A 25,473-nucleotide genomic window follows, 5' to 3' on the forward strand; every position below is an offset into this window, starting at 1 on the left:
CGACAATTATAATTTTAAAGTAATAGGTAAACACATGCAGGACTATGGCATCTGGACAATCATCACACCCATTGTCACTATTCTTTTGGCAATCCTCACTCGGCAAGTGATGCTTTCACTTATGTTAGGGATTTTGGTTGGCTTTACGGTTATTCATGATCACAATATTTTACTGGGTGTTAAAGGCACCGTTGATGGCATTATTGATACCTTTGCCTCCCCCGGTAATACCCGCACCATCGTTTTTATGGTAATGATTGGCGGTATCATGCGTTTAGTCGTCGTGACAGGCGGTGTGCGAGCACTCGTTCAGCTACTGTCTAATCGCACTAAACTGGTAAAAAACCGTGTAACAACCCAACTATTAGCCATTGTTATCACATCACTGATCTTTATCGAAAGCTCTATTAACCAGTTAGTGGCCGGCGCATCAACCAAGAATTTAGCCCGCAAGTATGCTGTCGCTCCCGAAAAAATGTCCTATATCATCCAAACGGCTTGCGTGTCTGTGTGCTCTTCCGCAGTGATTAATGGCTGGGGTGCGGTCATTATGGGGTTGATTGGTGTACAAATTTCACAAGGACTGATTAGTGGTGAACCCTTTGATATTCTAATTAAATCTCTTGGCTACAATTTGATGGCATGGCTCTCTTTAGCCACTATCCTATTCTATGTGTTTAGCAATATCTCTTGGGGGCCGATGAAAAAAGCAGAAACGCAATATCAAGCTAACCATTCTGCGGGGGCGGTATCTCAACACAGCCAAACCGACGATGAAGCTGAAATCATTGACCATCCAAATGCGCACTCCGTTTTAAACTTTTTTATCCCTATTCTATCTACCGTCTTGATGGTGCCTGTTGCACTGTACATTACCGGTGATGGCGATTTCAGCAAAGGTAGTGGTTCCACATCCGTTTATTGGGGTGTCATGTTTGGTACTGTGGTTTCTTTTTGCTGGTTTATTGGTCGTCGCTTATTAAATATCGACAGTTTCTTTAAAGAGCTGTTTATTGGTTATGCCAATATGTTGAAAATCAGCTCAATCATGATCCTCGCTTTCTTAATGGGCAATGTTTCAGCTGAACTTAACACAGGAGCCTATATTGCTGAAGTCACGCAAGGTGTAATGGCGCCAGGCTTTTCAATTGGCTTTATTTTCATCATCAGTGCCATTATGTCATTAGCAACAGGCACTTCATGGGGCACCTTTGCTATTATGATCCCAATCGGTGTTCAGCTCGGTATCTCTGTTGACATGCCAGTTGAATATATGATTGGTGCCGCCATCTCAGGCTCAATATTTGGTGATATGACCTCTCCTATCTCAGCGGATGCAATTGTCGCCTCAATGGCAACAGATTGTGATCATATTGAACATATTCGTACACAAATGCCTTATGCATTAGTCACTGCCAGCATGGTTCTTGCTATTTATTTGTACTTAGGTTTTTCACATTAATTTTCGAGGGAGTCCACAATGTCACTGCAACAAAAATTAGCACATTTCGCCAAGGTGAGTTTAAATAAAGTCTCGACTCCACTTGAACGACTTGAAAATCTATCTCGTGTTTATGGACGCGAGATATATATCAAACGAGATGATATTTCATCGCTTGCAATGGGAGGCAATAAGTTACGTAAATTAGAGTTTCTGATTGCTGATGCGTTAGAAAAGAGAGCCAAAGTTATTGTAACTGCGGGTGCCATCCAATCTAACCATGTTCGCCAGACTGCGGCGATCGCGGCAATGTACGGTTTAAGATGCATTGCCTTGCTTGAAAACCCCATTCAAAGCGATGAGCCTAATTTCCTCCATAATGGTAATAAATTACTCACTGATTTATTTGGTACAGAATCGGTGATGTGTGATGCATTGACCGATCCACAGGCACAAATGGAACAGCTGATTGAATCTTTAGATTTAGAAGATGCTTATATTGTACCTGTTGGTGGATCGAATGCACTTGGGGCATTGGGTTATGTGCAATGCGCCATCGAAATCGCCCAACAAAAACCACTACAAGTTGAATTTGATAAAGTCGTTGTGGCTTCTGGCAGTGCAGGAACTCATGCAGGCCTCGCGATTGGCTTACAAGAGCTTCTCCCGCGCTCACAAGTTGTTGGCGTTACCGTGTCACGTTTCAAGCAAGATCAAGCGCCAAAAGTTGAGAAAATTCAGCGTGAATTGGCTGAATTACTGGCGATTGTAAAAACCCCAGAAGTCCATTTGTGGGACAGCTTCTTTGAGCCAGCCTATGGTATGCCAAATCGCGCTGGTTTAAATGCAATCACTTTACTGGCTCGTAGTGAAGGTATTTTGTTAGATCCTGTTTACACAGGGAAAGCCATGGCAGGCTTAATTGGCTATTTAGAAAATTCTAATGAAAAAACACCGGTGCTTTTTGTTCACACCGGTGGTTCACCTGCACTGTTTGCCTACCCTGAAGTCAGTAAATCGATTAGCTAATTAAATAAAATAGCAAAACGGCTCACAATCATTAAAGTGAGCCGTTTTCCATCTAAAAATACGCTTTAAAACATGCTGGTTATTAATACAACAGTTCCCTCATACGCCCCAGCAGCAATGTTCCCTGAACTATGTAAGATCGATTCCACATTAAAAGGGGTTTTTACATTCATCGCAGTATTAATGGTGTATCTTTCACTGCCTGAAGAACAAGTGTTATCTGCACAGACTTTTGCTTCTGAATACAGACCTGGAGCAAGATCGGTATGGCTAGTCGTGCCGTTGCCCAATAATTGGGTCGTCACCTTGGTATCACCAGTACAGGTCACATAACCCGTTGCGCTGGCTTTATGTCCATTAAGTTGGCTAGATGCTACCGTTCCGTGATCTAATAAGGTTGATACCTCAAATGTACATGCGATCGGTATTTCGGGTGTTGGGCGCGTGCAATCACCTAATCCATTATTAGCAACCAGAGGTGACGATGTATTGTTTGCACCGAAAACCCTTACCTGCCAACATATTCGGCTAAAATCACTGGCACTTTGTGGCCGTGAACTATCTGGCGGCGCAACTTGGCCTTTTCCTGTCGTACCCGACATTTGAAATAATGACAAATCATTTAAAACACTCTCACAATTACGATTAGCTGTATACCGATAAAAGGAATGATTAAGCGCCCCAGACGAATTAATGTACTGTGTTCCTGATGGTGGTGGTGTCAGGATCAACGCACCGTATCTATCATAGACAGGGCTTTTTAGTAACACAGATATTTCAAGTTCTACAGTACATTGATTGACCGTCTTCATCCATGGAAACTCATCCACTGGCGCATAAATGAATAATCGATATGAGGAAATATTGGTATTGTAGCAAGTTCCTGTCGTTAGATTTTGAGGGTTATAGCAACGCCCTGAGTTCCAAGGGATCCTTACCTCATAACTGTTGAGACTGATCCACTGCGTATTTACCCAAGGAACTGACGCGAAACTTTTAGTGCATAATATTAACAACACACTCAATAACAGCATGTTTTTAAACAAACAGTGACCCCATATGTGTTTCATATGATCCTCGATTTAAACTGAATGATTGGCCCGTTGCAGCGATATTTCAGCCACTTATTGGTAACTTAGGGTATATGTCATGGTGGCAAAAAAATTACCGGGGGTGATGCTGTTATTAGCAACCGCCGAGGCTTTTCCTTGAAGATAGGCACGTAAACGGATCGTCATCGCGCCGTTCTTTATTGGCTGTGATGGGTAAGATGAACCACTAGTTGGATTCAACGGGAGTTTTACACCACTTAAGGTTTCAATGCCAATTGCAGCTCCAGATGCTTCACTATGAGCATCAAACTCTAACAGCCCATCCGACGTGGCGTTGCCACTAAAGAGAGCCGTGACCGAATTTGCAATTGAGGCGTCACAATCCTTCAATTGAAATTCAAACTCCTTACTTAAAATCCGGCTATTGGAATACAATTCTTTGGTTGAGATGCTATTAAATTCGACAGAAAAATTCTCAAATTCTGGCACAATTTCACAAGGCTCTGCGATTAATGTACCACCATAGGTCACTTGGCTGGTATTGGCTGCTGCCCATACATTGGCAGAAAAAAGCCCTATCAATAAACTTACCCCTAAAAAAATATAAACCTGTTTCATTGTTCCTCCTTAGGGGTATTGCAACGCGATAGTCGCAATGGCTTCAAAAGGACCTTCTTGTAAATTCACACGTGGATCCTTAACAGGTACCGCATAAAAACTCAGTGTTGTATAACCATTGCTCGGTAAATTAAAATTAAAATGGCTATTTGGTGCGACAACGCTGCCATTAGTATTGCGATATAAACGAACTGCGAGACCGGTTACATCAGCTTGTAATGCGTTGTTATCAAAGCTATTGGCGGTATCACCACTATAAGCCAATACTAAAGATGTCGGTCGTGATGCATAACTGCGGCAATCAATATTCAAGGTAAAAGGCCGTTGATGATCGATACCATTAATTTTATTAACACCAATATCTTCAAAATCGACCTGAATTGACTGATTAATCCCTTTGTCGCCATAGACATCACAAGGAGGGCTCTCAAGTAATGTTCCTTTAAACTTCACATCTACCGTATTGCCTAGCACAGGCAACATATAGGCCCCTATCACAAAGGCCAGCAGTTGTTTGCTCATTATAAATACTCCACACTCAATGTGCCCGATGCATTGAACACCCCGGCATTCACAGAACCACCTGTTTTTAATACCGGTACTGCGGTTAATTTGGGCAATGCGTTGAAGTGAAAATCCACCCAACGCTCTGGCGCGGTTGCAGCGCCATTAATACGGATCTCAAGTCCTAAATCATTCTCTGAAGTTTCAAGATACTGAGCGTTAAAAACCGCAGGAGTCCCACCAAATTTAATTTTCAATGCAGGGTTATTAGCTGAGCCGTCACAAGCCAATATATAGGGGATCGACGTTTCATAGCGTTGCCCATCAATGTTTTTAATCACCATGTCAGGAAAATCAACGGTAATCGTTTGATTTTGATTCACCGTGCAGGTTTGCTGTAAAACGTTGACCTTAATCGTTAATGTATAAGTTTCTGCATTCGTATTGGCACTCATTAACAAAATGCTACAAAGCAAACAGCTAATCTTATAAATAACCGTTTTTTTCATTATCAAGGCTCCTATTCATAGAGCATCTGAAATGAGATCACGGCATGGTATGCGCCTGCCATCAATGGTGACCCCGTTCTGACGGGTGAAACATAGTAGGTCAGCTGGCTTTGACCCGATGGTAATAACACAGGGTTACTACTTTCCCCTAAAGACAGCGCAGCACCCGATGCATTACTGAGCTGCAATGCAAATCCTTCAGTACCTTCAACTAAAGCTAGATTAGGCATTTCCTCAGCTGCTGGCGCAACAAAGCGAATTTTTACCGCTGGCTGAGAGCTACTCCATGCCGTTTGCCCAGTTCTTTCATTAAGCAGTGTAGTTGGGTGAGATATACAATCTAATAACTCTATTTGAAAAGGCACTGCTCGCCCTTTTGCACCAATATATTTAAGTTGGCTAGTTTCAAAATTACCCATATTGATAGCTTGGTATTCAGATGTCATTGCTAAACGGCATGGGCTTTCCGATAAAGAACCACTGACATACAACACCCCATATTGACCATCGACGTTCCAATTATCCGTTGGGTTATACAATTGCGTATTTTCATCAGCAGCCCATACCAATGGAGCCCCAGCAAATAACAACCAATAGGCTGCTAATCGTTTTTGTAAAGTCATTGAGTTACCCTCTTTCATAAACACCAATCGCCCTATTTTTCTGTTGCTTTTGGATCAACATGGCAGGTGCTTCCTTGACAATTGAACATAAGATTGGGGCGACCACCATAATCATTGACATACGTGAGCACGGGAGTATTACCCAGTTGGTTAGCAGTAACGCTAAGAACTTGCTCACTAAAAGGCGCTAACATAATCGGTTTAAAATCTTTAATTGGCGTAGACTTATTACTTTCACCTGCTTCAATAACCGTGACATAGTAAGGTGTTGGATTGTTTACTGTTACGCTATTACCCTGTTTGAGTAAGGTGAGTTTCTCTTGCCAAGGTGCAGTATTTGGCCTAGAAATAATGGCTTTAGGTCTATAAAAAAGTTTGACGCGTGTTTGTAGAGCAATTTGTAATGTATTGGGCTTATCACTTTTAGGTGGAACTTCCCGTAGATTAAAGTAAAACAATGACTCTCTATCTTTCGGTAATGAGCCAATTGCAGGTAATGCCTCAATTTTGACTTGGCTTGATTTCGCCGGCTCAATGCGCTGGATCGGTGGTAACACAATGAGTGGAGATGTTATTTTTTCGCCTTTTTCATTTTCAATCCAGCCTTGTGCCAAATAAGGAAGTTGCTTGTTATTATTCGAAATATTTAATGATACTGATTTCTGTGTGCCATCAAAAATGACGCGTGTTCGATCCATCGAAATCGCAGCAAAAACAGGCGTGCTTGATAACACACAGCTGGTTAGCCCAACCCATGCAATAAATTTGGAATTTAGTTTCATTTGATCGTTACCTTTCTATATATAAATGATTATTATGGGCATTACGGTTGCTCACGACACTGCAATAACAAAGCGTGTTCACTGTTCTGGAGCTGCGCAGGGAAAGCCATTTGGCATTGCACATCCTCTCCCCAGCGCACACTCATCACTTCACCTGCATTAATCCCACTCACGTAAGCGCTGCCTGAATCACCGACGATGCCGACTTCTTGCCCTTTTTGGTTAAAGACTTGTGCGCCAAATGGTGGATAAGAATGATTATCCAAGCGGATCACCATCATTCTCTTTTGCCCTGAAATGACAGAGAATTTTCGGTAACCGACGGCGCCTTCGGTTAAAGTGGCTTGAACGACAGATTGCTGAGCGTCAACATCATCTGGTAAGGCATTAAGGTCGATACTGGCTTTATTGCGATAGTAGCTGCTAAGATCAGTCACCACCGCCTTACCAAACCTGTTTGATGTTATTGGGCTGTTGTAACCTTTGATTGGAACATCAGAAATGCCATCGGTATCGACTAATAAACGGGTTCCTCCCATTGCATTCATACGATGAAGTGCACCACCATTCGGTGTTAGCGTTAAACCACCATTAAAGGAAGCACCAACAGCACTATATTGGCCATTCATATAACTGGCATTACCAGTAATACGAGCGAGATCGCCTTGATGAGTGACAAATGCGCTACTCGTCAATCCTTTGCGGCTGCTTCCTACACTCAGCTGATAGCTATTACGTTCATCAGTACTGTTGTAGTACGTCACGCGGTTGGTTGTATCATGGCGATTGGTATCAAGTGAGTAACCGATTTGTACACCACTACCCCATGGAATATTGATTGACAAATAACCACTATCATCATGACGTTCTTGATAAATACTACGATTTGCCGAGATTGTTAGGCTGACATTTTTCACCATTCCAATATCAAAATATTTGGATGCCATAACACTGTAATAATCATTATCAGGGCGATCCCAGAAAGTTTGATGGCTGTAATTAAGGTAAACCGATGCACCAACATCACTAAAGTTCTTACTCATGGATACGGTATATTGTTCTTTGCTACTACCGTAACGTTCGCCATATTGTTTAGCGCTGAGATAATCAGACATCGTCATGTAGTTACGATCAGAAAAGCGGTAACCTGCAAACTGAATTTGGCTATCGATGGCTTCAAAACGTTTTGAATAATTCACTCGATAAGAGCCACCATGTATACGCTCTTCACCGGGTAGCTTAGTGATAGCGTGCGTGATATCCCCTGAAATCGCTCCCCAACTGAGTAAGTCACGTCCAACACCTAGCGAAAGCGCATTATAGTCTTGGCTATTCAGCGTTCCACTAAATAAAGACCAACCATTAGCAACCCCCCAAGAGAACTCCCCAGTTGCAAAACTGTCACCTTGGCTATGTCGATCGATATCTGTTGGTTGCCCTAGCGCTAACTTATACTGCACTTGTCCAGGTCGAGTTAAAAAGGGTAAATTTGCTGTATCCACTTGAAATTGCTGAGTAGAACCATCTTGTTCTTTTACAGTGACATCAAGCTTGCCTGAAACAGCATCACTCAAGTCTTGAATACGAAATGGACCCGGTGCGACCTGTGTTTCGTAAATAGTTCGTCCTTGCTGACTGATTATTATTGTCGCATTAGTTTGTGCGATCCCAGTCACCTCTGGTGCATAGCCACGCAAAGTCGGCGGCATCATATTGATGTCCGAACGCAAGCTACCGCCAATAAAACGGAAGCTGTCAAAAATATTAGATTGTAGGTAATCTTCACCCAATGTGAGTTTTGACTGTAATGATGGAATGGCGCGATAGGTATAAAAACGGTTCCAACGAAAATCTTTATTGGTTTTGTCATGTGACTGGGTGCTATGGTTTAAACGGCTTTGCCACTCTGCGCGCCAACGCCATGCACCTGTATTTGCACCAACAAGCCCATTACCATTTAATGAATAAACATCGTTCCCATTGTTATAGGAATGATTCGCTGTCGCATTTAAATTGTAATCTAGCAAGATTGCAGGAACACCGTCATCCCAACGAGAAGGCGGATCCCAGTTAGGTGCGGTATATTCTAAATAAGCTTGTGGAACACTCACATTTAAAGATGATGTCGATAAATCCCCTGTAATTGACATGCCAGATAAACTATTAGGATCGACACATTGGTTATCATTCCACCATGTCAGAGTATTAAAAGCTTCTTCAGTTAATCCTATCTTTTGCGTTTCTTCTGGCGAAAGGCATGGCTCACTTCCTTCAGGATCATGTAAAGGCACAATAAATTTAACAGGAATTTCTGATAACTCATCACCATTAATTTTTAATGTCAACGAATAACTACCCGGTATAATAAAATTAGCACGAGAGAAATGATTTAAATTAATATTCTTTTTATCTTCAACATCTAATACATCAGTGTTAAATTCAATATTATTACTAGCAGTCACATTTATAGCGTAAATATTCAAAGCAAATGCAATAGACAAATAAATAATATTTGGCCGATAGAAAACCAATCTATATGAAGACATATAAGCATCCCTAATTAAATAGTTTCATCAATGATTTTTAATAATATTCAAGCTTGAATCGAATGGCTGATTGATAAAACCCTGAGTGTAATGGCTTTGCATTCGAAACTAATCTCACTTGGTAATCCAATCTCATTGATGGTGGGATAATATCTATTTTCGATACTGGCCTACCGGGAACAATATTAATATCATTTGGATTACTTAGCGATAGCCCCACTCCTCTAGCATCACCATTAATTGAAAAAATATTATTTTCAGATGGGCCATCAAAAGTGAATTCAATTGCATTCCATAATTGGTTTTCACTGTTATATCTTATTAGATTGCAATTAATCAGATGAATCGAAAAACTTTTCACTGGGCCCTTGCCATCTTGTTTAATTAAATTTATGGGAACTGTTCCTAAATCAATAGATTGTTCTTGCGAGCCGGTTGCAATTGCACATGCTGCATCGGTGATCTCTCCTTGCATAGTTAATAGTCCCGTTCCTTCATCAGCATATGCAAATGAAAGGACTCCAGAAATCAAGAAGGCCATGGTGGTAAAATACATATTTTCTTTCATGCTGAAGTCCTGTTCTCAAAATTAAATATTAAGTCTTATTTGTACTCTAATAAGAAATTAGATACGGCTGTAAAATCACCTGGAACAATATCTTCACCACTTAGCCCCTGCAAATACGCAGAGAAATTCAGTGTATTACGACCTGCTTGCAGATTTTGGCTGGTTACCGCAGAGCCATCAAATTTAACTTTTTCACCATTCATGCCTTTCACTACAATACCTGCGCCTGATGCTGAGCCTTGAAGTGCCAGCATGTCACTATCAGTACCAATTGCACCACCAGTAAAAGAAACATCTACCGTTTTCAATGTGCTGACATCACAATCAACTAATTGAATATCAAAGTTTTGAGCTGTAGATTTACCACCGTCCGCTAACGTAGCATTCGCGATTTTCCCCATAGGTACAATTTGATTTACAGTATCAGCACTAATGCCGCATGGCGCATCAATAATTTCACCTTGGAAAGTTACAGTACCACTTCCTGCTGCTAAAACAGATGAACTCATTACACCAGAAATTAATGCTGCTAAAATAATTTTTTTATTCATAACTGCCTCTATAAAAATAAGATAATAGACACCCATTACAATAATGGATATTGTTTCGTTTTATTTTCCAGTGAGAAAATAAACATAACATCCAATGTGAATATTATGTTTATTCTTACATGTGGGCTAAATAACAACGAAGAATTAGATAATTAAAAAATTACCCTGACTAGCATTGTTAATATCTAAGACATACATATCACTTGATTTCATTTCTTCCAAAACATATTGCAGTATAATTTCATAGCTAATATCTAATGCAAGCATGAAATTAAATAACATATCAACACTGATATGATTAATCCCTCTTTCATATCTAGAGATTTGTTGCTGTGATATATTTAATCTGACTGCTATTTCATATCCAGACAATCCTTTTTCCCTTCTCGCTCTTTTCATGGATGCACCAACTATCTTTGTGATGGACTTACCATTATTGGCGATAGAATAATTCAATTTTTCTATATGCATATAGTGTCTCCATCTCTGACATTTAATACTGATGCTTATGGCTTCCTTTTGATGCGATAATTATACAAAGTTAATTTATTATTTAAATACCCGTAAAAATTGTAATCAAAGTGAAAATTAAATACCTCAGAGATATAAAAAATAATCATATTAATAACAATGAGTTATATATATCTCATTATGACTGTTTGAGTTAGAAGGTAATAAAAGTTGTAAATACTCGTAATAAGTGATTTTAAGGTACTATATTTCACCTAAAATGACATGCCTTTTGTTATTTAAATCTATAACTACAATATTCAACATTCCATTTTAGAGTGGAATTCAGTTTGAGATTATCATATGAAACTGACATTAATTTTTTGATATATCAATATTAGAATAGGTAAGAAAAAGTAATAAATTATTTATTACTTTTTCTTTTCGCATTCGCGTCAAAAATGCTTTATATATCACTCGTCATAGGCAGCTTATGCTGAATTGTATATACTCGTCATACTTCAAGGGGGAGGCTATGAGCATTCATCTGTGTGAAATTACAAAAGATAATTATGAGGCTGTTTCTTTATTAGATGTTTTTGATGATCAGGAGGACTTTGTTGCATCGAATACTTGGTCAATGCTTGAAGCTGCCTATAATCCCGAATATACAGCTAGGGCTATTTATTTAAAGGATCTCCCTGTCGGTTTCTTTATGTGGGTACCTGTATCAAGCCAAAAAATCGCTATTTGGCGTTTTATGGTGGATAAAAATCATCAACACAAAGGTATTGGCCGACAAGCAATGTACCTCGCTTTAGCAGAAATTAAGCAAGATAAACAATTAAAAGAAATTGAAATTTGTTACGACCCCAATAACCATATTGCTAAATCGTTCTATTCATCATTTGGTTTCATAGAAACAGGCTTAGATGAAGATGGTGAAGAAATGTTAGCCATCATTAATTTATAACAACACACTACAAGGCTGCTCTTTATGAATGTATCCCTTATAAAAGCAACGGAACGAGATCTTCAACTACTCCGCAATATAGGAGTAGAAAGCTATCGTCATCATTTTGCTAAACTGTGGCTGGATGCTGAAGAATTGGCCAATTATCTTGATGAAGAATACTCTCCTCAACGGATCAGTGCAGATATACAAAAATCCAATGTAGAATGGTTTGTGATTAACAACCCTCAACCTATTGGTTTAGTAAAACTCACTTACCATGCGCAGATCCCTGATGAGTCTATCTACGGCACACAATTGAATAAAATCTATTTTTTACCCGATGCAAAAGGTAAAGGGATGGGTAAAACAGTATTTGGTCAGATAGAAGCCTTAGCAAAACAACACAATGACTCGCTTTTATGGCTAGATGTCTTAGCCCAAAATACTGCTGCTCTTGGCTTCTATCAAGCTAATGGCATGCAAAAAGTCAAAGAAGTGATGTTTACCAGTAAGACCCAACAAACTCTTGAGTTTATTATGAGTAAGACGCTGTAATAAATGATTAAGTGAATAAACCCTATCCTGCCCGTAAGGTTTATTCGCTGTCATTAACTAAGTGTCTTAATGCGTTTATTCGCAATCAAGATCCCAACAATAATTAAACCTCCACCAAACAACACCATGGCACTGATTTTTTCATCCAATAATAAGCTCCCTGCAATCACTGCGGTTAATGGATTTAACGCAATAAATGCCCCCGCATTAGCAGCACCAATTTTATCAACGCCTTGATAGTACCAAACGTATGCTACCGCAGATCCTAATATTCCTAAATAACTTAAACTCACAAGATCGGCCATATTAAGTTTTGAGATATTGACTCGGGTTAATCCATCAGAGAATACCATGCAAATTATCAACAATAGCGTTCCAAAAAGGATGGCATAAGTGACCGTATGCAATGCACCAATTTGCCGAATCACATGTTTACCTGCAACAGTATAGATCCCCCAGCTAATCACACAGCCTAAAATAGCCATATCACCTTTATTAGTCATAAAACCTTCTATGCTAGATGTTTTATCTGATAACAAAATAAACGCACCCAATACGCATAAAATAATGCCAATACTTTTGCTGATAGAAATTTTTTCACGCCAAATTAAAAATGATATCAATGCAATCATGGCAGGGTTAATCGCTACCAACAGAGCAGCCCGTGAGGCTGGAATGATTTGTAATCCATAAAAAAATAATAATTGATAAACAAAAACTCCTGATAAACCTAAAATAGCAATCTGCATAAATTGTTTGAAAGACACCCTTTTCCAACCTATTTTGCTACAGCTTAAAACAAAAACTAACGCAGCGGACGCTAAAATAAAACGAATAGTCGCTGAAAGTAATGGGGGGATTTCAGATTGAATATATCGCCCAGCAATAAAGGTCCCACCCCATAATACTGATACTAATGTTAATTGAATAAAAGTGTAATTCACTGACAGCGTTGAGCGCATGACACGACTATTGGCCATAAAATTCCTTATTGAACAGTTCTGTTAAAAACTAACAACGACTAGACAGATAACAATAGATAAGTTATTACTTATTCATCTTCATAGACAAATGAGTCAATACTCATGACCCTCACCCAACTTGAAATCTTCACCCTAGTCGCAGAATTAAAAAGCTTCACCCTTGCAGCAATGCAATTGAATATCTCTCAATCTGCAGTTTCTCACGCGATAAAAGCACTTGAGAACGACCTAAATGTGTCTTTATTTACGCGGGAGCAAAACCAAATCACAGTGACAGAAATTGGTGAGATATTATTGGCCAAGGCTCAACACATGTTGAATATTCATGAATCGATGAAACAGGAAGCGCAAGCCGCAAATGGGCTAAAAAAAGGCGTTTTACGTATTGGTTCATTTGGCCCAGGGTCGTCTTCAGGTATTTTACCGCCATTACTGAAAAAATTTCGTCAGCAATGCCCTTTGATTAATATCATCGTAGATGAAGGGGATGATGAAAGTGTTACGCGTTGGCTATTAGAAAAGCGAGTTGATGTTGGATTTGTGATCTTACCTGACGAACGGTTTGAGACCTTTAAAGCAATAGAAGATCAAATGGTGGCAATACTCCCTCTGGGGCACCCTTTAGCAGAAAAAGATTCAATTAACCTCAAAGAATTATGTCAATATCCTTTTAACCTCACAGAAGCTGGATCGGGTAAAACAGTTATGGATCTTTTTCATGCACAAAAACTCATGCCTAAAGTTCAATTTCGAACTCGACAATTGCTCAGTACTTTTGCATTAGTCAGTCGGGGAGATGCTGTATCCATTGTCGCTCAGTTGGCCATCCCCCCTAACTCAAATAATATTGTGATAAAACCACTTAGTCCTAAAGTCACTCGTACGGTTGCCTTTGCTGTCATCAATGAAAGTGACATCTCACCAGCAACCAAAGCGTTTATAAAACTGGCTAAATCCGTTTATTTAGGTTAAGTCTTTGAGTAAGCGATAATGGATCACAAATAAAGATTGTTCAGTCGGATAGATTTCACGGATCAGTGTTTTTAATGTATCAAGCGTCATTGCTTCTTGCTCCGCATGGTAATCCGAAATGTCATCATAACAAATAGCTTCAACAGAAAGGATTTCAATATTGGTATAGAACTTCCCTGTTTCTAGAGCAAAAACTTTCACAACCGTACCCGGTACATAATAGCTTTCACTTTTATCGCGAATTGTGATCACTTTTTCGCCAGAAGTGACCAGTGGCAGCAAGCGCTCAAAAAAGGTAATCGTATCGGGTACGTTGTTCATAATAAATCCTGTCATTCAACTTTTCAGATATTGTGCATGAAATGCAATATGTTCACCAATAAAACTGGCAATGAAATAATAGCTGTGATCGTAACCATCACGTAAGTTTAAGGTGTGATCATGACGTTTTCGTTGGCACACTTCAGCAAATAATTCAGGTTTTAACTGATCTTTATAAAAGGGATCACTGGTACCTATGTCAACTAACATAGGTTGCGTCACTTGTATTTCATTTAATAAACTAACAGTATCATAACGAGACCAAAGTGACTTATCTTCCCCTAAATACGCAGCAAATGCCTTTTGCCCCCAAGGAACCTGTGTTGGTGCCACGATAGGCGCAAACGCAGAGATACTGCTATAACGCTCTGGATTACGCAACCCGATCATCAATGCACCATGTCCCCCCATTGAATGACCACAAATTGCTCTCTTATCATTTGCAGGTAAATGGGCCTCAACCAATGCAGGTAATTCATCAACAATATAGTCATACATATTGTAATGGCCTTGCCAAGGTGTCATTAACGCATTGAGATAAAAACCGGCACCTTGACCAAGATCATACGCATCGTCATCAGCGACTTGCTCCCCTCGAGGGCTGGTATCAGGCGCAATAATAATAACGCCATGTTCAGACGCAAATTGCTGAGCACCTGCTTTAGTAATAAAATTTTGCTCGTTACAAGTTAACCCTGAAAGCCAATAAATAACCGGATATTGTTTATCTGTTACATCAGAAGGTAAATAAGCGGCAAACTTCATTGTACAATTTAAAACCGCTGAGTGATGTTGATAAATATCTTGCCAACCGCCGAAACAAGCATGGCGTTCAATTCTTTCCATGTATGCAGACTCCAAATAGAAATTTAAATCATGAAAACCCAATAATTTGGACTTTCAGACTGCTGACAAACGTATTTTGTTTGTCTGCGATCGTTAAGGTTTTTGAAATAAACGAGGAAAATCAATTTATTGATTTTCAGCTGATAACACGAAGCGGGGAAAACCACGCTTTTATCCCGCTTCGTCAACACCTAAAAGCCCAATAATTTGGGCTTTTAAAATTAATCGTAATGGATAACTGTACGGATTGATTTGCCTTCATGCATTAAATCAAAAGCCTCATTAATGCTATCTAAAGGTAACGTGTGCGTAACAAAAGGTTTAAGTTCGATATCACCTTTCATGGCATCTTCAACCATACTAGGAAGCTGACTACGACCTTTCACACCACCAAAAGCAGTACCTCGCCATGAGCGCCCTGTGACTAACTGGAATGGCCGAGTCGATATTTCTTGCCCTGCTCCCGCCACACCAATGATGATTGATTGACCCCAACCACGATGCGCACTTTCTAATGCGGCTCTCATTACGTTCACATTACCAATACACTCAAAGGTATGGTCAACCCCCCATTCAGTCATTTCAATGATCACTTGCTGAATAGGCTTATCAAAATCGTTAGGGTTTAAACAATCCGTAGCTCCAAATTGACGAGCTAATTCAAATTTTGTTGGGTTAGTATCGATAGCAAAAATACGCCCTGCTTTAGCTTGCCTTGCACCTTGAATGACCGCTAAACCAATGCCACCAAGTCCAAAGACCGCCACTGAATCGCCTTCCTGTACTTTAGCAGTATTATGAACGGCACCAATACCTGTAGTCACACCACAACCTAATAGGCATACCTCTTGGTGATTAGCATCTGGATTAATTTTTGCTAATGAAACTTCAGCGACAACCGTATATTCGCTAAACGTTGAACATCCCATATAGTGATATAGCGGCTGGCCATTATAAGAAAAACGTGTTGTGCCATCAGGCATCACACCTTTCCCTTGCGTTGCACGCACTGAAACACATAGATTAGTTTTGCCTGATTTACAGAACAAGCACTCACCACATTCAGCAGTATATAGAGGAATAACATGATCGCCAGGTTTCACGCTAGTTACCCCTTCGCCAACTTCGACCACAACACCCGCACCTTCATGGCCTAAAACAACGGGAAATAACCCTTCAGGATCTTCCCCTGATAATGTAAAAGCGTCAGTATGGCAAACCCCTGTGTGGCTGATCTTGACAAGTACCTCACCCGCTTGAGGTGGCATCACATCAATTTCAACAATTTTCAGTGGTTCTCCGGGGCCAAATGCCACCGCTGCACGTGATTTCATAATTAACCCTTTTTATTATTAACGCAGGTATGTGCGAATAAGTGAAATAGCATCATCAACAGATTCTTTCTGGACTTGTGTTGTTGCAGACTCTTGCAACCCTTCGCGTAAATGGCTTTCTAGCACCCCAGCCATTAAGCCATTCACTGCACCTCGAATAGCAGCAATTTGTTGCAAGACAGCGCCACATTCCACTTCATCCTCTAATGCGGTTTCCAGAGCCTGTAACTGACCTTTTAGTTTTCTGACTCGAGTCAAAACAGCTTTTTTTTCTTTAGGAGAATGAGGCATGATAGTTAGCACCGATAATATACATAGGGGGAGTATAGTATTAATAAGATAATCTGTACAGAATTAGCACCATAATGGTTCGAAAATGCTCTCTATTTAAGTAACACTATTAACAATAGTCGGTTTTTTATACACTAGCGCCATATTGATTTTTTAGAGTAAATACAATGAATAACAACGAAATAAACTTCTATCAGCAGGAACAACATTTTTGGTCGGCTATCTGCCAAGAGACTATGCAATTTGGTAAGGCAACAACCGCTTATTTTTCTGAGTTACCAATCCCTGCTTTTAGTTTTATTTATTTGCATGCAGACACTGAAATTGCTGATTTTACGGCAGCCAATCATCAGTTTGCGATAAGGAACAAACCTTATGTACTGGTGGTTCATGAAAATATTTTACCACACGTCATGCCCTTCATTATTGAGCGTCAATACCCAAGTGATGGAGAAACGACAGCGATGATGTTAACTAAAGCAGAACTTACAAAAAGTGCGGATAGTACCCTCCCCGAAGGATACACAATCGTAAAATGTAGTCAGCGTTTAACGGATTGGGCACAGCCCTTGAACAGTGCTTTTGGCGTACCAAGTGATGATACAGAAGAAGATTTAACCGTGATTAATGAATATATTCGCTATCACCAAAGAGCATTGGATCGAAATGTTCAGCTACAACATTATGTATTATTAAAGGACGTTCAGCCTGTCTGCTCACTAACACTGACTTTAAATGACAAAATGGCACGTTTGGATGATATCGGTACAGACACCCAATACCAACGGAAAGGATTGGCAACGCATCTGATAAAATATGCGTTAAAAGAATGTCAGCAGAAAGGTGTTGAATCTTGCTTTTTAGAAGCATCGAGTGATGGACTATCTATTTATAAAAAATTAGGCTTTACCCCATTGTTTCAATATCATTGCTTTATTGTAGAATAAATAAGTGAGGGGCTATTGTCATAATTAACAGCGATATTCCACCACCAATATTAATGAATTTTTTTAGTTTCACGATATCGACTTTTGTTGATGTCAATATTAATAGACAGCATGACAATACCAGCCAAAGTGCCATCATGATAATATGAAGGATTGATAGGAATAGAAAATCAAATAGCGTTGGGTTAGTACCGGCAAAATTAGTGACAACAACTAGATAAAGGATAATCGCTTTTAGGTTAAGTAGGTTTGCCAAATAAGCATCTTTTATAGTGACAGTTTTCACCTGTTTACCAAAAGATTGCTTAGATGCTTTCATTCCTGAATAAATTAGCATCACAGACAGATAAACTAAGTAAATTGTTCCTAAAATACCAATCAATTTAAATAGCCAAGGGGAAGAAACAATGACTTTTGTCACCCCTAGCCCAACTAATAAGCCATGAGTTAAGATCCCCAATCCTGTACCTACAATAGGCACAATAAGACCACGAAACCCGCTATTCAAGGTGCTATTAAGGGCGATCGCAAAACTTGCCCCTGGAGAGATAACGATAGGTAATAACGTTAAAATAAATCCAAATATATCCACTGTGTTAGCTTCTTTACTTCGTGATCTAGTGATATTGAGATTGTTAGTCAGCCTTTATATAATGCGATTTCACCAGTGTATCGAGATAAATAGTGGTTTTAACATGACGGTAATTACACTTAATGCCATTTTGGTTAAATAACGGCACACCATCACCTAATAAGACGGGCACTCGAGTCAAGATAAGTTCATCAACTTTATTCGCGGCTAAAAAGGCCTGTATTGTTTTGCCACCATCAATATAAACCCTTTGAAAGTTATAAGCTTTAAGCGCAATTTCAATTTGCTGAGGCGTTCCCTGTAATAATCTTACCGATTCAGGGAGTGAGCCTGGTAACTGTGATAATGATTGACTCAATACAAATACAGGTTTATCAAACGGCCAATCACCACCAAACCCTAAAACCGTTTCAAAGGTATTTTTCCCATGATAACAGCATCAATATTAGCCATAAATTCAGCGTAACCAAAATCAGAACCATCAGGGTTATCAATATTGGTTAACCAGTCAATATTGCCATTTTTATCAGCAATATAACCATCAAGGCTAGTTGCAATATAAACGATAAATTTCATCTTTCTCCCTAATAAATCACGATAATAACAAATAAAAACTGATAATAAAGGGATCGCTAATTTTAAGTTATCCATGCGTGCTATAACCAGTACTTGTTGATTGTTAATCCGCTTTTATTTATATTGTCCGCGTGCATACCCATGCCTCCATCCGCGGAAAGAGCACGGCTCAGGGAAACAACTCATTCTTATTTAAAATACGACCCCACCTGAAAGCGGATTAAGGTAAATAAGGAGTTCGTATGTCTCAATCCCCGATGGGTAATGGTCTCATTAACCTTGCTTTTTTTCGTAAGCAAGCCAAAAGGCTTCTGCAACAAATGAAGTCAGGGCTCGCTCCAGAAAAGGTTGAAAAATTAAAACAACTCAACCCAAGTGCTGCTATTAATCTAGCATCAGCTCAATGGTTAATTGCTGTCGATTTAGGATTTACGAATTGGCCTAAATTAAAATCTCATGTCGATACACTCACATTTTCCGCACAAAATCCGAGTTTCATCGCAGACCATGAACATTTAACTATACATTGGCGCTGTGGACATGATATTGAACATAATTTACGTATTGCAGGCTTCTCAGGGCAATTTATCGCATTTACCGACCCGTTTTGCATGGGGCCCGTTCCTGATATTGTTTTTAATGAATATAAGTCGTTACGTACTCAGTATCTCAGTGAAACCTTTAACTTGCCGTTAACCTCTGTCGTACAACAATTCGATCAAGAATACCAAGCCTTAAAGACATTATCTGACCAACAACGTATCGTTATTTGGTGTGAGGCAGATCCCTATGATCAATTGTTTCTAGTTCGATTTCTTTCCAGTTTGGACAAATTACCAAAAAAATTGGAGCTGATTGACGTTGCCAGTATTCCTGGTGTTGAACGATTTGTTGGTTTAGGGCAGCTCTCACCCGATGTTTTAGCGTGGCTCTGGTCTCAACGACGCCCCATTATGTCCTCAGAAATCGCTATAGCAAAACAGGTTTGGCAGGCATTTACGCAACAAACACCGCATCAGTTGGTACAAATGGCCCAACAATGCTTTACTGGCTTACCTCATTTAGGTGCTGCATTGAAACGAATGTTGCTGGAATATCCTAATAGTTCCACAGGGCTTTCACTTACAGAGAAACTGACCTTAACTTATATTCAAGAAAAACAAAGTGCGAGCCTCGAACAAATATTCAAAGCACTGACACATGAGAGAGAACCATTGCCATTTTTAGGCGATTTAATGTTCTATCAGCTAATGCGTCCATTAATCACTTCATCCACCCCCTTGTTAATAGAAACACAACCTCAATTACCCTTGGTAGAGCGGCCATTAAGACTCAGTCCGATAGGTGAAAAAATATTGAATGGGGATGTTTATGCACGAGATTATATTAAAGAAACTCGTTGGATAGGCGGTGTTAGTTTTAAACCTAAACAGGCTCATTGGAGTATAAGCAAACGCTTTGAGCTGATCGCTCACAATTAATCTTAAACCTCCATCAATAATCACTTTGATGGAGGCTTAACTCAACTATTTATTACCCACCATTTGATACCAAATTTGAATATCTTTAACGATTAATTCAGTTTGCCCCTGACCTTTTTTATCAATAAAGAAGTGGTCTAAGCCTTCATAAGTCTTAAAATAAACCTGCTGATTATTCATTTTTCGCATCATACTGACTACGCTGTGAGGATCAACATTCGTATCATCCATGGTTTGGATCACTAAATGTGGTGTTTTCACTGAACGGAGTAGGTTTTGATTATTGATGGTTAGCATTTCTCGCCACCATTTACCGCCATGCTCACTGGGGAATTGGCCTTCATCAAGTTTATTTTGCACAACTTCTTTGGCGAACTGTTTAAAACCTTCAATATATTGAGGCACTTCTGCTGCGGGGGTTCTTTTTTCAATACTGTATATCACATCATTGATGAAAAACTGCCCCCCCATATTCAATGAAATAGAGGCTTGTATTTGCTCCGTTTTAGATATGATTAAATTCGTCACCACAGCCCCTTCACTGCCTCCAATAATTACAATATTCTGATAATTATTTTTAAGGTATTCGATCAAGGTTAAATAATTTTCAGCTCGTTCAAGCGGAGAATCATTTTTCATATAAGCAATAGGACAATCTTCAGCAGAAACTTCTTTACCATCCTTACCAATTTGGCTATTAAGACCTGTTTTTTCTACTAATAAAATATCATTTTCGGGAAATGCAGCTCCAAAATTTTTTATCATACTATCGTTGTTGACGACACTTTGACAATCAGAACCTTGAATTAGTACTAATAAATTATTGGATGACTGTATATTTTTCTTAATGATGTAATAATGAATTTCTTTTCCTGATTTACTATAAAAACTTTGCAATTCAAGCGCATTGCCTGCAAACACAGACAAAGAAAATGTCATTAAAATTAAAGCAATAGAGAATATTTTCATCTTTTTAACCATTAATTATTGTTATTTTCCTACAATAACATTGTATCGAAAAAACATTATTTCTATATACGCCAAAAATGCTTTTACTCCATATAAGTGATACTACGTTAAAATAAAACAGAACTGTAAGTAAATTTAAGATTTAACTAGTTTTAAAATCATATACTCTAAATACGTGTGCTGAATTTTGCATACTCGTTACCACATATTATTATTTTATTGTTCAATTTCTGTTGTCAGCACTTGGGACTTTTAAAAATATATATCTTAAGTATTTAGACTGTCGTTAAGCCAAAACACGGCTATTTGAAGTATCACAAGTCAATTGTCCTATTATAAAAGCAACATCTCCGGCACAGCAAACCATCGCCGTGCCGTTTTTTAGTGCTATTACGCAAACAAAATCTGTATGTCCATCTGTACTAACAACTGATGTAAATCAATTGATATTTTCTTGTTCATCACCAAAGTCGATATTTGTTGACAGCTAGCAACGACATACCTTGCAGCACCCGGTAATTTGTCTGCAGTAACCCCCATAATAATGTGATTACTTTGCTCAATAAGTGCTTTTTTAAATTCAGCTTCTTCATAATCAAAAATGGTTACCCCTATTTGTGGATCTAGAGCGCAACCACCTATAAAACACTGGTCAAAATATATCTGTCGTACTTGATGTGTTGAACTATTACCAACACTCGCACCAATTTGTGTATTCACCTTACCACCAATAATAATCACCTCACAAAGTGGTTTTTTCATCAATTCAACTGCAATTGAGGGTGAATTTGTAACCGCTGTGATCTTCAGCTCTTCTGAAATGCAGCGTGCAATCTCAAGGTTAGTAGAGCCTGAATCAAGAAAAATACATGTACTACTTTTGATCAAACTTGCACATTTATGCGCGATTTTGATTTTTTCCGCTTGATTTTGCCCGATTCTTTGCTCGAATGTTCCTGATGCCTCAAGCACGCTAACAGCTCCACCATGTACTCGCTTACAAACCCCCTCTTCCGCTAATTCATTTAAATCACGGCGAATTGTGTGCTCTGAAACATCCATTTCTCGGGCAAGAACAGTGCAAATCACCCGTCCATCATCTTTTAGGAGCTGACGTATTTTTTTTTGTCTTTGATCTGGAAAAGCGGCATAATCGAGCATAAAATCATCCTATAGCTAAACTAAAAACATCATAGTCGAGCAAGAAAAGATGTCAAATTAATTGGTACCCTACATTCAATAAGGATCTTCCTATGTCACGACAATCACTGGTAGATAGCTTTTTTCTGCATGAGCTCGCTAATATTGCAGGTAAAGCATCACTAGAACACTACCGAACTCATGAACTGACCGTTTTAGAAAACAAACCTAAAGCAGATTATCAATTTGATCCTGTAACACAAGCGGATAAATTGGCTGAAAAATTAATGCGTGAACACATCACAAAAATGTATCCAGAACATTCTATTATGGGTGAAGAATATGGCATAACCGGTGATAGTCCTATTCAATGGGTATTAGATCCTATTGATGGTACTCGCCCTTTTTTATGTGGATTACCGCTTTGGGCAAATCTAATTGGGTTAACTGTTGATGGTAAAGCAACAATGGGTATGATGAGTCAGCCTTATATTGGCGAACGTTTTTGGGCTGATGATTCAGGAAGTTGGACAAGTAGCCATCATGGCCATTTTCAATTGCAAACTCGTAAAAACGTCACTCTTGAGCAAGCCATTTTGCATACTAACTCCCCCGAACCTATCGACAGTCACAAAAATATTCACTTTACTGCACTCACAAAAAGAGTGTTAATGACACGTTATGGTGGTGAATGCTACGCCATGGCGATGCTGGCGGCAGGACGAATTGATATCTGTTTCGATTTCGCACTAGAACCCTATGATATCGTTCCTTTAATCCCTATTATTGAACAAGCGGGGGGCTGCGTCACAACACTTGATGGCAATCGAGCTGAAAAAGGTGGCGCTATACTAGCCACTGGATGCCCTATTTTGCATGGACACGTTTTAGATATCCTTAATCATGGATAATTTAATCACTCTACTCTATTTATTTCAAGGTGCGGTAGTGAGTTACTAACCTGTGTATCCACTATGTCTTAACTAAAGGCACTATAACTTGAAGTATGACGAGTATTACAAAATATATTGATAAAATGACTCTATCTTCTGAACTATTAGCAACATCACCAGCAATGCCACCCGCTAAAAAAGAGCAAGTGGCAACGCGAATAATTTTCTTCATTGCTGGTTTCGCAACAGCTTCATGGGCAGCATTGGTTCCTTTTGTGAAAACCAATACTGGTGCAAATGACGCTATGCTTGGTCTATTACTATTGTGCTTTGGTGTTGGCGCGTTAATCGCGATGCCTTTAACTGGAGCACTTGCCGCTAAGTTCGGTTGCCGCCGATTGATGGTTGCATCGACTATTGGTTTCTGTCTTATCTTGCCACTTTTACCCGCTATTTCACATGTCAGTATGCTCATAGCAGGTTTATTGCTCTTTGGTATCGGCATTGGGCTGACTGACTGTGCCATGAATATACAAGCTGTTATTGTCGATAAAGCCTCAGATAAACCGATCATGTCTGGCTTTCATGGGTTCTATAGTGTCGGAGGCATTGCTGGTGCGGGTGCTATGAGCGCAATATTACTCATTGGTATCCCCCCTATTGCTGCCGCAACGATCATTTCATTGATCTCCCTCTTTCTACTCTTAATTAGTTTTAAAGGTTTTTTAAAATACGCTCATGCACCAACAGGCCCTCTACTTGCTCTTCCAAAAGGTATCGTTTTAATTATCGGTATTATTTGTTTTGCAGTTTTTCTTGCCGAAGGAACTGTTCTTGATTGGAGCGCGGTCTTTTTAATTGAACACCACGGCTTAAAAGAATCACTTGGAGGTTTGGGATTTGCTGCCTTCGCCACGACAATGACCATTGGCCGCCTAACTGGCGATAAAATTGTGATGCGTGTTGGTTCTGCTCGAGTGGTCTTTTTGGGGGGGTTATTAGCCTGCGTTGGTTTTATTATTGCTGTATTATCACCTTATTTAACGATTGCGATCTTAGGCTATGCATTGGTTGGTGCAGGTTGTTCAAACATTGTTCCTGTGATGTTTTCAGCAATAGGTAAACAAAATACCATGCCAGAAGCGTTAGCTGTACCTGCCGTTTCTACATTGGGTTACCTTGGGATCCTCGCGGGTCCAGCGGCGATTGGCTTTGTTGCTTTTCAATTCACGTTAGCCACTGCTTTACTAATGATAGCAGGATTACTAGTTGTCATTGCTTTTGTGACTAAATTAGTCAGAGTTTGACACGCCGCCTAAAAACCATCGGTTTAATAACAGATGGTTTTTAGGTTTAAATTGCACAAATTAATATATTTTAAGTTAACTGTTAACCACATTAATTACTATTTAATAACGTTGTTTACTCTCTTCAAATAAATTAACTTTCCTATTGCTTAAAACTAAATGAGGGAGTCATATTATGAATTACCTACCGTTAGGTATTATAACAATAGAGAATTTTTGGAATGAAGATTTAAAATTATTTAGGCTAATACGTAGTTCTGACGATATAGGAGTGCCTTCAACAAAAGAATTTTATAACCTTAAAGTTAGACAAGTATTACCTAATGTAGAACATTTTGTGTTCATGACACACGACCAATTTCAGTGGGGAGTCAGAATTATCACTGCTAATGATGAAATCTGGTACAGCAACGGGCTTTTTCATTGCCAAATTAGTCAAAGAGACAATTGGCAAGTGACGATAGGTGTCAATGGAGACTCCAAAACAATGTATGTTGCTCCAAAATCTTCAGGTTCATGCTCTCGACAGCTGATTCGGATACAGTAAGTTCTAATAATATCAGCTAGGTCATCTACCAAATGAGCATCAATGATTGCTATTTACTAATGCCATTAATATTACTTTAGTATGCTCATAT

30 protein-coding genes are annotated in these 25,473 nt (G+C 39.2%); 10 read left to right on the plus strand and 20 right to left on the minus strand.

The annotated features are described in order from the left end of the window. Nucleotides 1-34 precede the first annotated feature (34 nt). Nucleotides 35-1,462, plus strand: coding sequence for a Na+/H+ antiporter NhaC family protein (locus AC3Z9T_RS04320; protein WP_490124965.1), 1,428 nt, complete (start codon nt 35-37; stop codon nt 1,460-1,462). Between the two features lie 18 nt (nt 1,463-1,480). Then, nucleotides 1,481-2,470, plus strand: a complete 990-nt coding sequence (locus tag AC3Z9T_RS04325) for a D-cysteine desulfhydrase family protein (RefSeq protein WP_490124966.1) — start codon at nt 1,481-1,483, stop codon at nt 2,468-2,470. A 65-nt stretch (nt 2,471-2,535) separates the two neighbouring features. Here the strand turns inward: AC3Z9T_RS04325 and AC3Z9T_RS04330 are convergent, their stop codons facing one another. The 10 genes from AC3Z9T_RS04330 to AC3Z9T_RS04375 form a co-directional block, all read right to left on the minus strand. Beyond that, nucleotides 2,536-3,540: an MrpH family fimbial adhesin gene (locus tag AC3Z9T_RS04330; protein WP_490124967.1), complete on the minus strand. Its 1,005-nt coding sequence runs from the start codon at nt 3,538-3,540 to the stop codon at nt 2,536-2,538. A gap of 54 nt (nt 3,541-3,594) precedes the next feature. Then, on the minus strand, nt 3,595-4,140 hold the full coding sequence (locus tag AC3Z9T_RS04335; RefSeq protein ID WP_490124968.1) for a fimbrial protein: 546 nt from the start codon (nt 4,138-4,140) through the stop codon (nt 3,595-3,597). Between the two features lie 9 nt (nt 4,141-4,149). Beyond that, nucleotides 4,150-4,662 carry a fimbrial protein gene (locus tag AC3Z9T_RS04340; protein ID WP_490124969.1) on the minus strand — a complete coding sequence of 171 codons (513 nt, stop codon included), beginning with the start codon at nt 4,660-4,662 and terminating at the stop codon, nt 4,150-4,152. Continuing rightward, a complete protein-coding gene (locus AC3Z9T_RS04345; protein WP_490124970.1) occupies nt 4,662-5,153 on the minus strand; it encodes a fimbrial protein in 492 nt (163 codons plus the stop codon). The genes AC3Z9T_RS04340 and AC3Z9T_RS04345 overlap by 1 nt, the downstream gene beginning before the upstream one ends. 11 nt (nt 5,154-5,164) lie before the next feature. Then, the gene (locus tag AC3Z9T_RS04350) at nt 5,165-5,776 is read right to left on the minus strand and encodes a fimbrial protein (RefSeq protein ID WP_490124971.1); all 612 of its coding nucleotides are present in this window, start codon (nt 5,774-5,776) and stop codon (nt 5,165-5,167) included. 32 nt (nt 5,777-5,808) lie between these two features. Beyond that, complete coding sequence (locus tag AC3Z9T_RS04355) at nt 5,809-6,558, minus strand: fimbria/pilus periplasmic chaperone (protein ID WP_490124972.1); 750 nt, start codon at nt 6,556-6,558, stop codon at nt 5,809-5,811. 41 nt (nt 6,559-6,599) lie between these two features. Continuing rightward, a complete protein-coding gene (locus tag AC3Z9T_RS04360; protein ID WP_490124973.1) occupies nt 6,600-9,104 on the minus strand; it encodes an outer membrane usher protein in 2,505 nt (834 codons plus the stop codon). Between the two features lie 37 nt (nt 9,105-9,141). Further along, nucleotides 9,142-9,672 carry a fimbrial protein gene (locus AC3Z9T_RS04365; RefSeq protein WP_490124974.1) on the minus strand — a complete coding sequence of 177 codons (531 nt, stop codon included), beginning with the start codon at nt 9,670-9,672 and terminating at the stop codon, nt 9,142-9,144. Nucleotides 9,673-9,707: 35 nt separating this feature from the next. Next, nucleotides 9,708-10,223: a fimbrial protein gene (locus tag AC3Z9T_RS04370; protein WP_490124975.1), complete on the minus strand. Its 516-nt coding sequence runs from the start codon at nt 10,221-10,223 to the stop codon at nt 9,708-9,710. 144 nt (nt 10,224-10,367) lie between these two features. Next, the gene (locus AC3Z9T_RS04375; protein ID WP_490124976.1) at nt 10,368-10,694 is read right to left on the minus strand and encodes a helix-turn-helix domain-containing protein; all 327 of its coding nucleotides are present in this window, start codon (nt 10,692-10,694) and stop codon (nt 10,368-10,370) included. A gap of 514 nt (nt 10,695-11,208) precedes the next feature. Between AC3Z9T_RS04375 and AC3Z9T_RS04380 the strand changes: the two genes are divergently transcribed. Next, nucleotides 11,209-11,646: a GNAT family N-acetyltransferase gene (locus tag AC3Z9T_RS04380; protein ID WP_490124977.1), complete on the plus strand. Its 438-nt coding sequence runs from the start codon at nt 11,209-11,211 to the stop codon at nt 11,644-11,646. 24 nt (nt 11,647-11,670) lie between these two features. Further along, entirely contained in the window at nt 11,671-12,183 is a 513-nt protein-coding gene (locus AC3Z9T_RS04385) for a GNAT family N-acetyltransferase (protein WP_490124978.1), read from the plus strand. A gap of 53 nt (nt 12,184-12,236) precedes the next feature. Here the strand turns inward: AC3Z9T_RS04385 and AC3Z9T_RS04390 are convergent, their stop codons facing one another. Then, nucleotides 12,237-13,163 carry a DMT family transporter gene (locus AC3Z9T_RS04390; RefSeq protein ID WP_490124979.1) on the minus strand — a complete coding sequence of 309 codons (927 nt, stop codon included), beginning with the start codon at nt 13,161-13,163 and terminating at the stop codon, nt 12,237-12,239. A gap of 105 nt (nt 13,164-13,268) precedes the next feature. Here AC3Z9T_RS04390 and AC3Z9T_RS04395 point away from each other — a divergent pair, with 105 nt between their 5' ends. Continuing rightward, a complete protein-coding gene (locus AC3Z9T_RS04395) occupies nt 13,269-14,138 on the plus strand; it encodes a LysR family transcriptional regulator (RefSeq protein ID WP_490124980.1) in 870 nt (289 codons plus the stop codon). On the opposite strand, the gene yqfB is transcribed toward AC3Z9T_RS04395, so the two are convergent. The 4 genes from yqfB to frmR form a co-directional block, all read right to left on the minus strand. Beyond that, nucleotides 14,130-14,459, minus strand: a complete 330-nt coding sequence (gene yqfB, locus AC3Z9T_RS04400) for a N(4)-acetylcytidine aminohydrolase (RefSeq protein WP_490124981.1) — start codon at nt 14,457-14,459, stop codon at nt 14,130-14,132. The genes AC3Z9T_RS04395 and yqfB overlap by 9 nt on opposite strands. Nucleotides 14,460-14,474: 15 nt before the next feature. Beyond that, entirely contained in the window at nt 14,475-15,305 is an 831-nt protein-coding gene (gene fghA, locus AC3Z9T_RS04405; RefSeq protein ID WP_490124982.1) for an S-formylglutathione hydrolase, read from the minus strand. A gap of 221 nt (nt 15,306-15,526) precedes the next feature. Then, on the minus strand, nt 15,527-16,639 hold the full coding sequence (locus AC3Z9T_RS04410; RefSeq protein ID WP_490124983.1) for an S-(hydroxymethyl)glutathione dehydrogenase/class III alcohol dehydrogenase: 1,113 nt from the start codon (nt 16,637-16,639) through the stop codon (nt 15,527-15,529). Between the two features lie 18 nt (nt 16,640-16,657). Then, nucleotides 16,658-16,930: a formaldehyde-responsive transcriptional repressor FrmR gene (gene frmR / locus AC3Z9T_RS04415; protein ID WP_490124984.1), complete on the minus strand. Its 273-nt coding sequence runs from the start codon at nt 16,928-16,930 to the stop codon at nt 16,658-16,660. Between the two features lie 167 nt (nt 16,931-17,097). On the opposite strand from frmR, the gene AC3Z9T_RS04420 reads away from it, so the two are divergent. Beyond that, nucleotides 17,098-17,877, plus strand: coding sequence for a GNAT family N-acetyltransferase (locus AC3Z9T_RS04420; protein WP_490124985.1), 780 nt, complete (start codon nt 17,098-17,100; stop codon nt 17,875-17,877). On the opposite strand, the gene AC3Z9T_RS04425 is transcribed toward AC3Z9T_RS04420, so the two are convergent. From AC3Z9T_RS04425 to AC3Z9T_RS04435, 3 genes are read right to left on the minus strand one after another with little or no spacing between them, the layout of a single operon-like run. Next, nucleotides 17,864-18,469 carry a LysE family translocator gene (locus AC3Z9T_RS04425; protein ID WP_490124986.1) on the minus strand — a complete coding sequence of 202 codons (606 nt, stop codon included), beginning with the start codon at nt 18,467-18,469 and terminating at the stop codon, nt 17,864-17,866. The two genes, AC3Z9T_RS04420 and AC3Z9T_RS04425, sit on opposite strands and share 14 nt — an antisense overlap. A 43-nt stretch (nt 18,470-18,512) precedes the next feature. Further along, on the minus strand, nt 18,513-18,827 hold the full coding sequence (locus AC3Z9T_RS04430; protein ID WP_490124987.1) for a dihydrofolate reductase family protein: 315 nt from the start codon (nt 18,825-18,827) through the stop codon (nt 18,513-18,515). Nucleotides 18,828-18,868: 41 nt separating this feature from the next. Further along, complete coding sequence (locus tag AC3Z9T_RS04435) at nt 18,869-19,120, minus strand: dihydrofolate reductase family protein (protein WP_490124988.1); 252 nt, start codon at nt 19,118-19,120, stop codon at nt 18,869-18,871. A 167-nt stretch (nt 19,121-19,287) separates the two neighbouring features. Between AC3Z9T_RS04435 and AC3Z9T_RS04440 the strand changes: the two genes are divergently transcribed. Further along, nucleotides 19,288-20,526, plus strand: coding sequence for a DUF1835 domain-containing protein (locus AC3Z9T_RS04440; protein ID WP_490124989.1), 1,239 nt, complete (start codon nt 19,288-19,290; stop codon nt 20,524-20,526). Nucleotides 20,527-20,571: 45 nt separating this feature from the next. Here AC3Z9T_RS04440 and AC3Z9T_RS04445 read toward each other — a convergent pair whose 3' ends face one another. Next, entirely contained in the window at nt 20,572-21,495 is a 924-nt protein-coding gene (locus AC3Z9T_RS04445) for an alpha/beta hydrolase family protein (protein ID WP_490124990.1), read from the minus strand. A gap of 390 nt (nt 21,496-21,885) precedes the next feature. Continuing rightward, nucleotides 21,886-22,656 carry a DeoR/GlpR family DNA-binding transcription regulator gene (locus AC3Z9T_RS04450; protein ID WP_490124991.1) on the minus strand — a complete coding sequence of 257 codons (771 nt, stop codon included), beginning with the start codon at nt 22,654-22,656 and terminating at the stop codon, nt 21,886-21,888. A gap of 92 nt (nt 22,657-22,748) precedes the next feature. Between AC3Z9T_RS04450 and AC3Z9T_RS04455 the strand changes: the two genes are divergently transcribed. The 3 genes from AC3Z9T_RS04455 (at nt 22,749) to AC3Z9T_RS04465 (ending at nt 25,382) form a co-directional block, all read left to right on the plus strand. Continuing rightward, nucleotides 22,749-23,546 (plus strand): inositol monophosphatase family protein, encoded by a 798-nt coding sequence (locus AC3Z9T_RS04455; RefSeq protein ID WP_490124992.1) that lies wholly within the window; start codon nt 22,749-22,751, stop codon nt 23,544-23,546. A gap of 125 nt (nt 23,547-23,671) precedes the next feature. Beyond that, nucleotides 23,672-24,835 carry an MFS transporter gene (locus tag AC3Z9T_RS04460; RefSeq protein ID WP_490125140.1) on the plus strand — a complete coding sequence of 388 codons (1,164 nt, stop codon included), beginning with the start codon at nt 23,672-23,674 and terminating at the stop codon, nt 24,833-24,835. Nucleotides 24,836-25,010: 175 nt separating this feature from the next. Next, nucleotides 25,011-25,382, plus strand: a complete 372-nt coding sequence (locus AC3Z9T_RS04465; RefSeq protein WP_490124993.1) for a hypothetical protein — start codon at nt 25,011-25,013, stop codon at nt 25,380-25,382. The last annotated feature ends 91 nt before the right edge of the window (nt 25,383-25,473 follow it).

Source organism: Providencia sp. 6390 (assembly GCF_058148425.1).